General features: G+C 34.7%; 14 protein-coding genes. All 14 read right to left on the minus strand.

Annotated elements, in window-relative coordinates:
* Nucleotide 1: 1 nt before the first annotated feature.
* On the minus strand, nucleotides 2-730 hold the full coding sequence (locus tag BUA73_RS03280) for a FliA/WhiG family RNA polymerase sigma factor (RefSeq protein WP_072902330.1): 729 nt from the start codon (nucleotides 728-730) through the stop codon (nucleotides 2-4).
* A 25-nt stretch (nucleotides 731-755) separates the two neighbouring features.
* Nucleotides 756-1,658: a MinD/ParA family protein gene (locus BUA73_RS03285; RefSeq protein WP_072902333.1), complete on the minus strand. Its 903-nt coding sequence runs from the start codon at nucleotides 1,656-1,658 to the stop codon at nucleotides 756-758.
* On the minus strand, nucleotides 1,652-2,785 hold the full coding sequence (flhF, locus tag BUA73_RS03290) for a flagellar biosynthesis GTPase FlhF (protein ID WP_072902336.1): 1,134 nt from the start codon (nucleotides 2,783-2,785) through the stop codon (nucleotides 1,652-1,654). Before flhF ends, BUA73_RS03285 begins: the two co-directional genes overlap by 7 nt.
* Nucleotides 2,785-4,848 (minus strand): flagellar biosynthesis protein FlhA, encoded by a 2,064-nt coding sequence (gene flhA / locus BUA73_RS03295; RefSeq protein ID WP_072902338.1) that lies wholly within the window; start codon nucleotides 4,846-4,848, stop codon nucleotides 2,785-2,787. The genes flhF and flhA overlap by 1 nt, the downstream gene beginning before the upstream one ends.
* Before the next feature lie 23 nt (nucleotides 4,849-4,871).
* Complete coding sequence (locus BUA73_RS03300) at nucleotides 4,872-6,722, minus strand: fused FliR family export protein/FlhB family type III secretion system protein (RefSeq protein WP_072902340.1); 1,851 nt, start codon at nucleotides 6,720-6,722, stop codon at nucleotides 4,872-4,874.
* Nucleotides 6,723-6,753: 31 nt separating this feature from the next.
* Nucleotides 6,754-7,023 (minus strand): flagellar biosynthesis protein FliQ, encoded by a 270-nt coding sequence (gene fliQ / locus BUA73_RS03305; RefSeq protein ID WP_072902343.1) that lies wholly within the window; start codon nucleotides 7,021-7,023, stop codon nucleotides 6,754-6,756.
* Between the two features lie 10 nt (nucleotides 7,024-7,033).
* Nucleotides 7,034-7,852: a flagellar type III secretion system pore protein FliP gene (gene fliP / locus BUA73_RS03310; RefSeq protein ID WP_072902344.1), complete on the minus strand. Its 819-nt coding sequence runs from the start codon at nucleotides 7,850-7,852 to the stop codon at nucleotides 7,034-7,036.
* Nucleotides 7,839-8,222 carry a flagellar biosynthetic protein FliO gene (locus BUA73_RS03315; protein ID WP_072902345.1) on the minus strand — a complete coding sequence of 128 codons (384 nt, stop codon included), beginning with the start codon at nucleotides 8,220-8,222 and terminating at the stop codon, nucleotides 7,839-7,841. Before BUA73_RS03315 ends, fliP begins: the two co-directional genes overlap by 14 nt.
* A gap of 9 nt (nucleotides 8,223-8,231) precedes the next feature.
* Nucleotides 8,232-8,717 (minus strand): flagellar basal body-associated FliL family protein, encoded by a 486-nt coding sequence (locus tag BUA73_RS03320; RefSeq protein ID WP_072902346.1) that lies wholly within the window; start codon nucleotides 8,715-8,717, stop codon nucleotides 8,232-8,234.
* 5 nt (nucleotides 8,718-8,722) lie between these two features.
* Nucleotides 8,723-9,463 (minus strand): flagellar motor protein MotB, encoded by a 741-nt coding sequence (locus tag BUA73_RS03325; protein ID WP_072902347.1) that lies wholly within the window; start codon nucleotides 9,461-9,463, stop codon nucleotides 8,723-8,725.
* On the minus strand, nucleotides 9,456-10,259 hold the full coding sequence (locus BUA73_RS03330) for a motility protein A (protein WP_072902349.1): 804 nt from the start codon (nucleotides 10,257-10,259) through the stop codon (nucleotides 9,456-9,458). The genes BUA73_RS03325 and BUA73_RS03330 overlap by 8 nt, the downstream gene beginning before the upstream one ends.
* Nucleotides 10,260-10,286: 27 nt before the next feature.
* Nucleotides 10,287-10,475 carry a flagellar FlbD family protein gene (locus BUA73_RS03335; protein WP_072902351.1) on the minus strand — a complete coding sequence of 63 codons (189 nt, stop codon included), beginning with the start codon at nucleotides 10,473-10,475 and terminating at the stop codon, nucleotides 10,287-10,289.
* Between the two features lie 64 nt (nucleotides 10,476-10,539).
* A complete protein-coding gene (locus BUA73_RS03340; protein ID WP_072902352.1) occupies nucleotides 10,540-11,970 on the minus strand; it encodes a flagellar hook protein FlgE in 1,431 nt (476 codons plus the stop codon).
* 33 nt (nucleotides 11,971-12,003) lie between these two features.
* On the minus strand, nucleotides 12,004-12,948 hold the full coding sequence (locus BUA73_RS03345; RefSeq protein WP_072902354.1) for a flagellar hook capping FlgD N-terminal domain-containing protein: 945 nt from the start codon (nucleotides 12,946-12,948) through the stop codon (nucleotides 12,004-12,006).
* Nucleotides 12,949-12,950: the final 2 nt, after the last annotated feature.

Raw genomic sequence — 12,950 nt, forward strand, 5'->3', positions numbered from 1 at the left:
TTTATTTATATTTCAGTTTACTCATTATTTTTCTTAAATGTATGATGGCTCTACTGTGAAGCTGACATACCCTTGATTCCGATACATTAAATATTTTGCCAATCTGTTTTAAAGTTAAACTCTCATAATAATATAAGGTAAGTACCCTCTTATCCTTTTCATTTAACTCTTCAATGGCAGCAGCAAGCATGCTGATTTTTTCTTTTTCTTCAAGTATTTCTTCAGGCCTTAAACTATTTTTATCCTCGATAATTCCCTTTAATGGTACGTCATCCTCCCCGGCAAAAATCATATCCTCTAGGGAAACTGTAGAAATATAATTTATATACCCTTCAATTTTTACTATTTCTGATACATCAATGTCCATAGCTTCGGCAATTTCATCAACGGTGGGCTCTCTTAAATTGGTTTTTTGCAAATTTTCTATGGTGTCATTGTATAAATTTAGCTTATCCATGGCAGTTTTAGATATAGGACTAATTCTTCTTATCTCGTCAATAATGGAACCCTTTATTCGAATGGAGGCATAGGTAGAAAATTTCATTCCCTTGCTGTCGTCGAACTTATTAATGGCGTCTATAAGCCCTATCATTCCATAACCCACCAAGTCATCGTATTCCACATACTTACTTTTGCCAAGAAATACTCTCGAAGCAATGTATTTAACTAGCGGTATAAATTCCCTTATTATTTGTTCTTTCTCTTCCATATTTTTAACTGTAGCTGCCATAATTCATTCCTCCAATTTACTAAATTTAAGATAGTAGCTTGAAAATATTTTTAAAAAATCCATGCAAACCTTGTTTTGAAGTAGCCTTTTTTCTATTACACACTAAATCTGCAATATTATCAAAACACTTGCTACTAGGACAATTGCTATGGGCTATGTACACTGGAACCTGCTGTCTTACACATTCCACCAGCCTTCTGTCCTCCAAAATACAACCATAATAATTTAAGTCTATTTGGAGAAATTTTTTAGTAACATTTTTTATTCTACTAAAAGTTTTCTCTGCTTCTTCGCTATACAATGCTTTATTAATAATTATGTTGGCTGATTCCTTTATTTTAAAGTAATTTACCGTCTTTATAAGACTGTAGGCATCAGTTATAGATGTAGGCTCTGGCGTAGTAACCACTATAAACTCATCACAGGCAGCTATAAAGCTTAGAATATCTCTATTTATACCTGCACCGGTATCAATTAGAACATAATCGTATCCGTTTAATGAGGACAACTTACTTAAAAAAACTTCTCTTTCCCCGTCTGCCATGGAGAATATTTTATTCAGTGCCGAACCACTTGATATAAGATCCACTCCATAAGGGCTTTTCACAATAATATCTTCAAGCTCAAGGTTTTCATTAATTAAGTCGAATATATTATTATTAACCCTCATATTCATAAGAACATGGTCATTGCTCATGCCAATATCAGCGTCAAAAACAAGAACTTTAAGACCTCTTTTGCTAAGGCATATGGCCAGATTTACAACAAGGTTGCTCTTTCCAACTCCACCTTTACCTGAAGCAATAGTATATACCTTTGTACCTTCTTGCTTCAGGTTAAGCTTTATTTTATTATTTACATTTACTTCTTCTTTTGGCTCTTTGTTTTGTTTCATTAAATCTCTTAGTTTTTCCGCCTGATCTAACATATTGAAGTTTCTCCTAATACAATTTCAGCTAACTCTTTTTCACCAATTTTCTTTATATCTTGTGGTACCCCTTGTCCAACTGTCACATAACTTACAGGTACCTTACTTTTTTTAACCATGGTAAGTATAGAACCATATGTGGTAGTTTCATCTAATTTAGTTATAATGAGGCTTTCATAATCCATTATTTTATATCCCTCAATAATGGAGTTAATATCCTTATTTTTCGTTGTGGCACTTAAAACCAAAAATACCTTATTGGGTTCTGCCTTTTTTACAAAAGCCTTCAATTCCTGAAGTTGCATAAGATTTTTGCTGCTTCTTCCCGTAGTGTCTAAGAAAATCATATGGCAATCCTTCATCTTTTCTATGGCTCTTTCCATCTCTTTAATATCAAAAACTACCTCAAAGGGGATTCCCATAATCTCAGCATAAGTTTTCAGTTGTTCAACTGCACCTATCCTGTAAGTGTCCACAGTTATAAGTCCTACCTTCTTTTTGTACTCTAAAGAATACTTCCCTGCTAACTTTGCGATTGTGGTAGTTTTACCAACACCAGTAGGTCCAACAAAAGCTGTTACACCATCTTTTATATCTTTTTCATCGCAAATTTTAACATCAAAAGTGTCCATTATTATGTCCTTGAGCAATGACACATTTACTTCCTCTTCATTGTTTACTTTACCATTCAACTTTTCCACAATGACATCTATAATGTCTTCTGGGATGTCCCTTTGGCTTAAGAAATCTCTATAGTTACTTAAATCTTCCTCTTCTTTACTGGCAGTTTTATTGTTGCTTACAAAACTGCTAATCATAGCCTTCATTTCATTTACATCTTTCATTATCTGATTATTTAAAACTGGCTCATGATTTGAATGAAGCTCCACTTTGTCGCGGTTGTCATGTTTGTCATAATTGTTGTACTTGTCATAAGCATTGTTAACCGAAGATAAATCTTTTTCATAGGCCACGGTAATTTCTATTTGTTTTGAAGAAAAATATCCTATTAGACCACTTCTTCTAACCTTTCTCTGGGATACGATGATGACATCGTTTCCTAGTTCACCCTTGATTCTATTCATACCCTCAGGAATACTATTCACAATGTATTTTTTTATTAACATTATAATTCCACCACCCCTTCGGTTCTTATCTGCACATCATTTGGTATTTCATTTAGAGAAAGAACAATTATCTGCGGAAATACCATTTCAATAAATCTTCTAAAGGCAGGTCTTATAGAAGGTGAAACAAGAATAATAGGTTGATTGTCATTAAAGTAGACCTTTTCCACCGTACTATTTATGCTTTGAAATATACTCCTTGTAGTGTCAGGGTCAATTGCTGGAAATGATCCGTGCATAGATTTTTGAAGATTTTTTTGGATCATGTTTTCTAACTCTGGACTAAGGCTTATAACTGTTATTGTTCTATCCTGTGAAATTAAAGGATTGCAAATGCTCCTTGACAATGCACTTCGAACGTATTCCGTAAGAATTTCAATGTCCTTTGTATTTCTTGAAGTATCAGCTAAAGCTTCAAATATAGTAACAGTATCCTTTATAGATACTCTTTCCTTAAGCAAATTCTGCATTACTTTTTGTATCTCTCCAATAGTCATTAAATCCGGAACTAATTCTTCTACTACAGCACTGTACTTTTCTTTTACATTGTCTAAAATCATCTTTGTCTCTTGACGTCCTAGCAATTCGTAAGCATGGGACTTAATCACCTCTGACAAGTGAGTTACAAGAACAGTAGTTGGGTCTACCACCGTAAGGCCTTTTATTTCAGCTTCCTCTCTCTTGTCTTTATTAATCCACAATGCTGGTAGACCAAAGGTAGGTTCCACTGTGTTTATCCCTGGGATATTCACATCTTCATTGCTAGGGTTCATGCATAAAAGCATGTTGGGCATTAATTCTCCCTTTACCACCACAGTACCCCTTATTTTTATATCGTACTCATTGTTGGTAAGTTGCAAATTATCCCTTATTCTTATGGGCTGAACGATAATACCCATCTCTATAGCACACTGTCGTCTAACGGATGCTATTCTCTGAAGTAAATCTCCCCCAGCCACTTCATCTGCCAAAGGAATCAAAGCATAACCGATTTCAATTTCCATGGGCTCAACTTGAATAAGATTCATCACGTTTTCAGGTTCCTTCTTTTCTATCTCCAAGCTCTCTTGCTCCTGCACATGCATTTCTTCAAGTTTTTGATTCTTTTCATCTTTTATAAGAAAGTATGAACTTACTCCAGCCACTGTAGCAATGACTATAAATATAAAGGAAGGCATACCTGGAATTATGGCAAGCAAAAGCATGATTGGAGACAATAATCCAATTACTTTAGGGAAGCTTGTCATCTGCTTTCCAAAGGTTTTACCGAAATTTTCTCCATTCCCAGATCTTGTGGTTATTATACCAGAAGCTGTAGAAATAAGAAGGGCTGGGATCTGGCTTACAAGTCCATCGCCAATTGTTAGTTTCACATATTGATTTACAGAATCCATAATTGGCTGATCCTTCATCAAAGTTCCTATAATGATACCACCAAGAATGTTAACTATAGTTATAATTATACCTACAATGGCATCACCCTTTACGAACTTAGAAGCACCATCCATAGCCCCAAAGAAGTCTGCTTCTCTTTGAAGGTCGGATCTTCTCTTTTTGGCAGTGTTTTCATCAATTAAACCTGAATTCAAATCAGCATCGATGCTCATCTGCTTACCAGGCATAGCGTCAAGAGTAAATCTTGCAGCTACCTCTGATACCCTTCCTGCACCACTTGTTATTACAACAAATTGCACTATAACGATGATAAGAAATATTATGACACCCACAACGAAATTTCCACTTACAACGAAATTTCCGAAGGTGTTAATTATATCTCCAGCCTTCCCCTCTGCCAAGATAAGCCTTGTAGAGGAAAGATTTAATGCCAATCTAAATAAGGTTGTTATAAGAAGCATAGATGGAAATATAGAAAATTCCAGTACACTAGTAGTAAAAAGAGTTGTAAGAAGTATAATAACGGATACTGCTATATTTACGGCCACAAAAAAATCCATTAATTTTGTATTAAGAGGAATAATCATCATAAGGACTATGCCTACAACACCGAAACCTACAATTATATCCAGATTGTCTTTTATGCTAAATTTTTTTTTGTTTTCCATTTCAAAAATTCACCCTTTGTACTTTAATTTTTCACCGGCTTGCGTCCCGATTCTGAATATATAAATGCAAGTATTTCCGCAACAGCTTGGTACAATTCCTCTGGAATTTCACTATCTATTTCAACTGTATCGTATATAGTTCTTGCCAATGGTTTGTTTTCATATACAGGCACATTATTTTTTGATGCAATATCTTTAATCTTAAATGCAACATAATCTGCTCCCTTAGCTACCACCACCGGAGCTCTGTTATCCTCATCATTGTATTTTATAGCCACAGCAAAGTGAGTGGGATTTGTTATTACAACTGTGGCATCAGGTACACTCTGCATCATTCGCTGAGTAGCCATCTCTCTTTGTTTCTGTCTTATCTTTCCTTTTATTTGAGGGTCCCCCTCCATCTGCTTAAATTCTTCCTTTATCTCTTGCTTTGACATCTTCAAATCCTTCTTATGTTGAAACCTTTGGAAAAAATAATCTGCCACAGAAATAATAGTCATTATCATGCTCACTTGAAAAAGAAGTTGAACTATTATCCTATTAAATTCTTTCATGACTTCACCTAATCTTAAATGACTTATATTCAAGATCTGTGAAAAATTTTTAATGCAATATCTGTAAGAAACATATATCAGCAAGGATATAACAGCTATATTTTTTACCAAATCCGCCATGGCCCTTACGGAAAAAAAGTTTTTAAAACCTTTTAAGGGATTAAGCTTGGATAGATTAGGTTTTAGCGGTTCAGTAGTGTATAAAAAACCAGTTTGAGCAATATTTGATACAATTCCTACCACCATAATTGACAATGCTACAGGCAAAGTGACCTTGATTATAGACCAAGCCGAATTAAATAAAATCTTATTTAATGTTCTTTTATCTATACCCACATTTAAATAATTGTAGAAGAATCCATAAAAGTCTTTTGTCATATTGTTAAAACAAAACTCTCCCAACGACATCATTACAAAAGTTATGGCAATCAGTGTAGCTGTCATTGACAGCTCTTTACTTCTCGCAACTTGTCCTTTTTTCCTAGCATCACTTTTCTTTTTCGGTGTGGCATCCTCTGTTTTATCTCCATTGTCAGCAAAGACGAACATCACAGGACCCATGGCGGTTAAAACATTTATGATATGCTTTGGTATTTGCTCAAAAGCTACTCTATAAAGCTTCATTATCAAAGGCAAAGACAATATAAGAACCGCTAAACCTATGACGATTTTTATTGGCAATCCCAGTATCATTATATTTAGCTGCGGTACAGTCCTAGATGCTATTCCCATGACAAAATTCACAAGTAGCAATACTAAGGTAACTGGAAGAGAGATTCTAACTCCCATGGTAAAAAAGTATATGAAAGCCTTTAAAATCATGCTGAAGCTTTCACCGATTATTATGCCATTGCCTATAGGTACTGCTCTAAAACTACCTATGAAAGCCTTTATAAGAATATGATGACCATCTATAATCAAAAAAATAACAATAGCAGTCATGTACAAAAAATTTTCAATTAAAGTTACGCTCTCGCTTTCCATGGGATCTATTAAGGTGCTCATAGAAAAACCTACGTGTATGTCTAAAAACTGTCCAGCCATTTTTATAAAATTAAAACAAAGATTTGTAACATATCCCATTAGTATGCCTGTTAAAACTTCACTTGCAATGGCAAAGGTCATACTAAACATATTGTTTATTACAAGGGCATTTTCTTTGCCTATAACTGGAAACAACACGAATGTACATATAAGAGAAAACAGTAGTTTTGTTAGTTTTGGTGTACCAGCTGGGAAAAACACCTTTGCTATTGAAAAGAAAGCCGTCATCCTAAAAAGTACCATTAAAAATAGCAATATGTCAGCTTCGTTTATCAATGTTTTTCCTCCTTGAATTTGCAATTATAGTTTACTTTGTTATATTGGATATTAATTCAAAAATCCTTGTGGTAAATTGAATACCTTTATTCATCATCCAGCCACCAAATATTATTCCAACAATGCCTGCTATAACAATTTTAGGAACAAAGGTCAATGTCTGCTCTTGTATCTGAGTTGTAGCTTGAAAAATTGATATTATAAGACCTACTAACACAGCCGTCAAAATTATTGGAGCTGATATCATAATAGACGTTATCAGTGCATCTTTTAAAACCGATAAAACTAGCGCTTCTGACATTTATATCACCTCACCTAAAACTTAAAATTAATGCCCTAATTAATAAATTCCACCCATCAACCATAACAAATATCAGCAATTTAAATGGAAGAGAGATCATAACTGGTGGCACCATCATCATACCCATGGACATCAATATACTTCCTGTGACAATGTCAATGATTAAAAACGGTATATATAGTAAAAATCCTATTTCAAAAGCTGTTTTAAGTTCACTTATCATAAATGCCGGTATTATAACTCTCATAGGAACCGATGAGTAATCGTAATTAACTTTATCTTTGTTGTTTTCATCCTTTGTGACTTTCACTGTGTGCTCCAAATTTCCTACTTCAAGAAAAAGCTTGATATCCTTTTCTTTTGTCTGCTTAAGCATAAATTTCTTCAGTGGAGCTTTGCCCTTATCATAGGCTTGCTGTTGAGTTATGCTACCCTTTATATATGGATCAATAGCATCAGATTTAATGGTCTGAAATGTGGGGTACATTATAAATAAAGTTAAAAACAATGCAAGTCCCATAAGCACTTCTCGTGGCAATGCTTGCTGAGCTCCTATAGCATTTTTGAATAAAGAAAAAACTACTATTGTCCTAATGAATGACGTTGTCATTATTATAATAGAAGGTAACAACGTGAGGACAGTCATAAGTATTAAGATTTTAATGTTATCCACATAATCCTGTGGTGTGCTAGGCTTGGTAATAGTTAAATCTACCTTTGGTACAGTTGGAGCCGTAGGTTGAGCTAAAGCATATATACTGCCAAAGTACACTATAGCGATGAACAACACCGTTATTCCTATGGTCATTGCCTTTTTATTTATCCTCATTTTTCTTTTCCCTTTTCTTCACAAAACTCTTAATAATGCCTTCCACCCTTGTACTAATATCTGGGCTTAACGCATCTTCAGGCTTCATGGCATTTTTCCTTATTTCTTCTACCTTTTCTTTATCTATTTTCTTTATTATTCTGCTTTTGTCTGAATTCACATGCATAACATAGTATTCATCGGCGATTTTTACCACCATCATATATGAATTCTTTGTTATAGCAGTTTTTTCAATAACACTTATTATTTTATTTTTATTTACAGCTTGGAGTTTGGTGTTACTGTATTTCAAAAGGAAATACAAAATTGCTATCATTGCTGGCATAATTATAACAAGCTTAATTACCATGATTAAAATGTCATTATCCATAGCAATTACCTATTGTACAAGTATATCAGCGAAATATACTTCTTCAATTTGTCCATTGATTAGTAGAGAATTAATTTTTGATTTTATATTATCCTTTACGATTTTTTCATTTGCAGCTTCCATTTCATCGCTCTTTTTAGATCTTATTATTGAAATTACACCATCCATAACCATATCTTTATTGAATTTAAGTTCTTCATCTAATTTAGAGTTTTCTTCATACCCTAAAGATACTTTTATTTTTATATACCTTTTTCCCGTGGTATCTGCAAGGTTTACTGTTACAGTGTCTAAAGGATACACCTTCAATACCTTCCTTGCTTCCTTTTTTACCGTGCTGTTATCAGCTTTTTCACTCTTATTTCCTATTATAAAGCCGGTCAAAACACCACCTACAATAAGGATCATAGACAAAATTACAATTATAATTATCTTTAGAAGATTGTCCTTCTTATCTTGCGGTTTTGCAACAGCATTATTATCTTTTTTTGCCATTACCATCACTCCTTGCTATTAGTTGACTTGGTGACTATTAATATGTTTACACGTCTATTTTTGGCTCTATTCTTCTCTGTATCGTTTTTTACCAGTGGAAAAAATTCTCCAAGGCCAGTTGGTTTAAGCCTTCGGGGAGATACTTTGCCCTTATTTATAAAATATCTGGTCACATTATTGGCTCTATCTGCGGACAATGCGTAATTGTCTTCATATCTGTCATTGCTTATAGGTACATTGTCTGTATGGCCTTCTACAATAATTTCATTGTCAATGGTTTTAACATATTTAACTATAAACTCTAATATAGGAAAACTTTCTTTTCTCAAATCAGCCTTTCCCGTTTCAAATAATATTTTGTCCTTTATCTCGAACAAATAACCTCTTGCATCGGTTTTAATATCAATATAATCCTGCATATCATGTTCTTGAATATAGTTTTTTAAACCTTCAACAGTGGCCTCCACATTTTCACCAGAATTTTCTCCCACATCATCAAATTTTTCTGTATTTCCTACTACGGGGACTTCTCCACCAGACACATTTAAATCTAAAAGCTGATTTGAAGAAGTGCCCATAAGTACATTTTGCAATGCCACAGCTACAGATTTAAATTTTGTAGCATCCACATTGGAAAAAGCATACAGTAGTACAAAGAATGTAAGTAAAAGAGTTATGGTATCTGCATATGTTCCAAGCCAGGAGTTTGTATCCATAGCCTTTTTAGGTTTCTTTTTTCTAGACATTTTCCGTCACCTCTGCCTCCGATGACTTTCTGAATTCTAGTCTCTCTTTTGGCGATAAGTAGCCCATAAGTTTTTCCTCCACAATTCTTGGATTTACTCCAGACTGGATAGCCAATATTCCTTCAAGCATCATAGACATATTTGCTGTTTCTTGCTCTGTTTTAATATCTAAATTGTTTCCCATGGGTATAAGAATTAAATTTGCGATTAAAGAACCATAAAAAGTTGTAATAAGTGCTTTTGCCATACCAGAAGCTAGTCCGGCTTGGTCCTGCATATTGGCAAGCATTTGAATAAGTCCTATTAATGTACCAACCATTCCGAAGGCAGGTGCAAACGTTGCCCAAGCCATAAGTATTTTTGAATTAAAGTTATGCCTTGATTCTAGCTCATCAATTTCTAATTCAAGAATATCTCTTATTACTTCTGGCTCAATTCCATCCACCACCATTTGAAGACCTTTTTTCATAAATTCATTGTCTACATTTGTTATTTCATCTTCTAGGGAAAGAAGACCTTCTCTTCTCGCCTTTTGAGATAAATCTCCAAATCTTTTTATAATCTGCCCCGAGTTCATAGCTGGACTTTTAAAACTCTGTGGCAATACTTTAAATAAAAGCTTTACATCATTTAAGGAATATGTTATAAGTACTGCGGCAAATGATCCTCCCACAGTTATGGCCAGACTCTGAAGATCCCAGAATATCTTTAATCCTAATTCACTGGTCATACCCCATAAAAGTAATACAATACCTAGTAATAAACCTATACCTGTCGTAATATCTGATTTCTTCATCCAATTATCCCCCTGATTGATTCATTACTATAAGTTCTTCATAAAGCGTCTTTTAAATAAGACTATTTCATCCATAATTTCATCTATACTTTCCACCACCATATACTTTCTATCATTGCTCATTGTAATGATGGTTTCTGGAACATTTTCCATTTTTTCAATATTATCTTCATTTAAATAAAATACATTGTTGTTAATTGCAGTAACTTTTATCATGGCCTTCTCCCATTAGAAACAGGTATGGAGAAGTGCTTCCCATACCTGAAATTATGATGAATCACTATCTCTTAAGATTAATTATATCTTGTAATATTTCATCTCCTGTAGATATCATCTTAGTGCTTGCTTGGAAAGCTCTATTTGCTACTATCATATCTGTGAACTGCTCTGCTATATCCACGTTTGACATCTCCAAAACACCTTGAATCATATCTCCGAAAGCCTTTCCATTGTCGTAATCCGCACCGATACCAGTTCTTATTAAGGCCACACCTGAGTTAGAGGAATTTTGGTAAAGGTTCTTACCTAGAGATTCTAGACCTTCTGGGTTGTTAAATGTAGCCATGGCAATCTGGCCTAAAACACTTACCTTTCCATCTTCAAGCACCGCCTTTAGCATGCCATCCTTTTCCACAACGAATGTATTTACTTTTCTATCTCCCTCTGCAGATATAACAGATGTAAAGGAATATTTAGCTGCATCCTTATCTTTAGAATCTAATCCATTAATATTCATATCCGTTACTTCTACAGTCATGCTGTCACTTAAATTTAATTGTTCATAAAGTTTATTCCTATTTTTTTCGATTTCATCTGTTGATGGTGGTGTAGCTGCTTTTTGCAAAATAATACTTGAACCCGGAGTTCCCACCAATAAACCATTAATATAAACTTTAGATTTATATTCATCGCCATCTTTTACTTTTTTAACTTCGATTTTCATGTCTGTGCTTCCCAAATACTTATTGTTGCCGCCTGATTCCAGTGTAACTTTAGGTATTCCATCCTTTTCAATCTTAGTTTTATCACCTGTACCTGTAAATTCCATATCCAAGTCTTTTACTACAGAAGCCTTTACATATACCTTGTCTGGTATTCTAAGAGGAACAAGAGTTTCTTCTGCCTTTAAACCACCCTTGCTGTCAGCATTTACAAAAGAACATTCGCCGTTCTTTTCGTAATCTATACTAGAAGTTCCAGCGTTGTCTCCCTCCTTTTCCCTAACAGCATATCCAAGTACTCTGTATCCGTCAGAAGTGACTAAATTTCCACTAGTGTCCAAGGCTAAAGCACCATCTCTCGTGTATGATACTGCCATGCCGTTACCAGAGGCAATAGAACCATCTGTAGTGTCCAAAAGAACTCCATTGGCATTGTTTATGGGAATAGGCCCCCTTCCCACCACAAAATAGCTATCACCGTCCATAGCTACATCTAGTTTACGCCCAGTGGGCTGCATCATACCTTGAGTTACTATTCTATCAATACCTGCTACTCTTACACCCAGTCCAACCTGTCCTGGATTCACACCACCAGTATTCATAGCTGGCGCAGAAGCAGTGGATTGTGTTTGGCTGAGCATGTCCTGAAATCTAACCCTAGAAGATTTAAAAGCTGTGGTTCCAGAATTGGATACATTATTACCAACCACGTCCAATTTTGTCTGATTTACCTTCATTCCCGAAATACCAGAATACATAGATCTTAACATTTCAATTTCCTCCTACAGATTTATAATCACCGACTATTTTTTAATTAAAATTACATTTTCGCTGGCAACGTTTCTATCGCCACCATTTACTGCATTACAATCTACACTCCAAACCACCGTATTGTTTGGCTTGCTTTCCGGAAGAACAAAACTTACACCCTCTGGAGGTTTTTTCTCATCATATGTTGTCCACTGTACCTCTTCCGTTTTTTCGCTACCCTTCACAAATTTATATTGGTATACATCCATTTCACTATCATATCTTAATAAAACTTCGCCAGCTTCAGGCCCTTTGTATATTCCCTTAAAAGTTGGTTTTTCCACACTATATCCTGATTCCAAGCTCATATCAGAGGATACATACTCACCTTCTACATTGATGTTTAAGTTTATTAGCATTCCATCTTTATATACAGAGTTTACCTTAGCAGAATATAATTTACCGCCATCAGATACTTCCACCGTTTTTCCAATGAGAGACGAGGACATGAGAAAATTCATATTACTGTTAACAGCATATTCTGGGCTAATGGTGTTCATCACGTCTGTAATATCAGAAACACTAAATTTTTTTCTTTCATATTTGCCATTCTCGTATACGTCAACCTCCGCTATCAATTCTCCCTTATCCTTATAGACACTCTGCACCACACCACCGTATTGATTTCCATGGATATCCTGTTGATTAAATGCCACAGTCTTACCTACTAAGGAATATGCATTGTACTCAGTCATAGATGTTGTTAGATTGGTCATTTGTTCGATTTGTGAAAATTGCGCTAGCTGGGCTACAAAAGCTGAACTATCTTGCGTGTTAAATGGATCTTGATTTGTAAGCTGTGCTGTCAATATTTTTAGGAATGCATTTTTATCCAATGCATTATTCTTTACGATTTTAGTTCCTCGATTAGTAGCTGTAGCATATCCCTCCGCCGCCTTTGAAGAAATACTATTTTTTAAACTATTATTGGTCTCCAACT

The organism is Hathewaya proteolytica DSM 3090, assembly GCF_900142225.1.
Taxonomy (GTDB): Bacteria; Bacillota; Clostridia; order Clostridiales; family Clostridiaceae; genus Hathewaya; species Hathewaya proteolytica.

Excerpts from the sequence above, each read along its gene's own strand:
- BUA73_RS03280 (WP_072902330.1), bottom strand. The coding sequence starts at position 730 with ATGGCAGCTACAGTTAAAAATATGGAAGAGAAAGAACAAATAATAAGG.
- BUA73_RS03285 (WP_072902333.1), bottom strand. The coding sequence starts at position 1,658 with ATGTTAGATCAGGCGGAAAAACTAAGAGATTTAATGAAACAAAACAAA.
- flhF (WP_072902336.1), bottom strand. The coding sequence starts at position 2,785 with ATGTTAATAAAAAAATACATTGTGAATAGTATTCCTGAGGGTATGAAT.
- flhA (WP_072902338.1), bottom strand. The coding sequence starts at position 4,848 with ATGGAAAACAAAAAAAAATTTAGCATAAAAGACAATCTGGATATAATT.
- fliQ (WP_072902343.1), bottom strand. The coding sequence starts at position 7,023 with ATGTCAGAAGCGCTAGTTTTATCGGTTTTAAAAGATGCACTGATAACG.
- fliP (WP_072902344.1), bottom strand. The coding sequence starts at position 7,852 with ATGAGGATAAATAAAAAGGCAATGACCATAGGAATAACGGTGTTGTTC.
- BUA73_RS03315 (WP_072902345.1), bottom strand. The coding sequence starts at position 8,222 with ATGGATAATGACATTTTAATCATGGTAATTAAGCTTGTTATAATTATG.
- BUA73_RS03320 (WP_072902346.1), bottom strand. The coding sequence starts at position 8,717 with ATGGCAAAAAAAGATAATAATGCTGTTGCAAAACCGCAAGATAAGAAG.
- BUA73_RS03325 (WP_072902347.1), bottom strand. The coding sequence starts at position 9,463 with ATGTCTAGAAAAAAGAAACCTAAAAAGGCTATGGATACAAACTCCTGG.
- BUA73_RS03330 (WP_072902349.1), bottom strand. The coding sequence starts at position 10,259 with ATGAAGAAATCAGATATTACGACAGGTATAGGTTTATTACTAGGTATT.
- BUA73_RS03335 (WP_072902351.1), bottom strand. The coding sequence starts at position 10,475 with ATGATAAAAGTTACTGCAATTAACAACAATGTATTTTATTTAAATGAA.
- BUA73_RS03340 (WP_072902352.1), bottom strand. The coding sequence starts at position 11,970 with ATGTTAAGATCTATGTATTCTGGTATTTCGGGAATGAAGGTAAATCAG.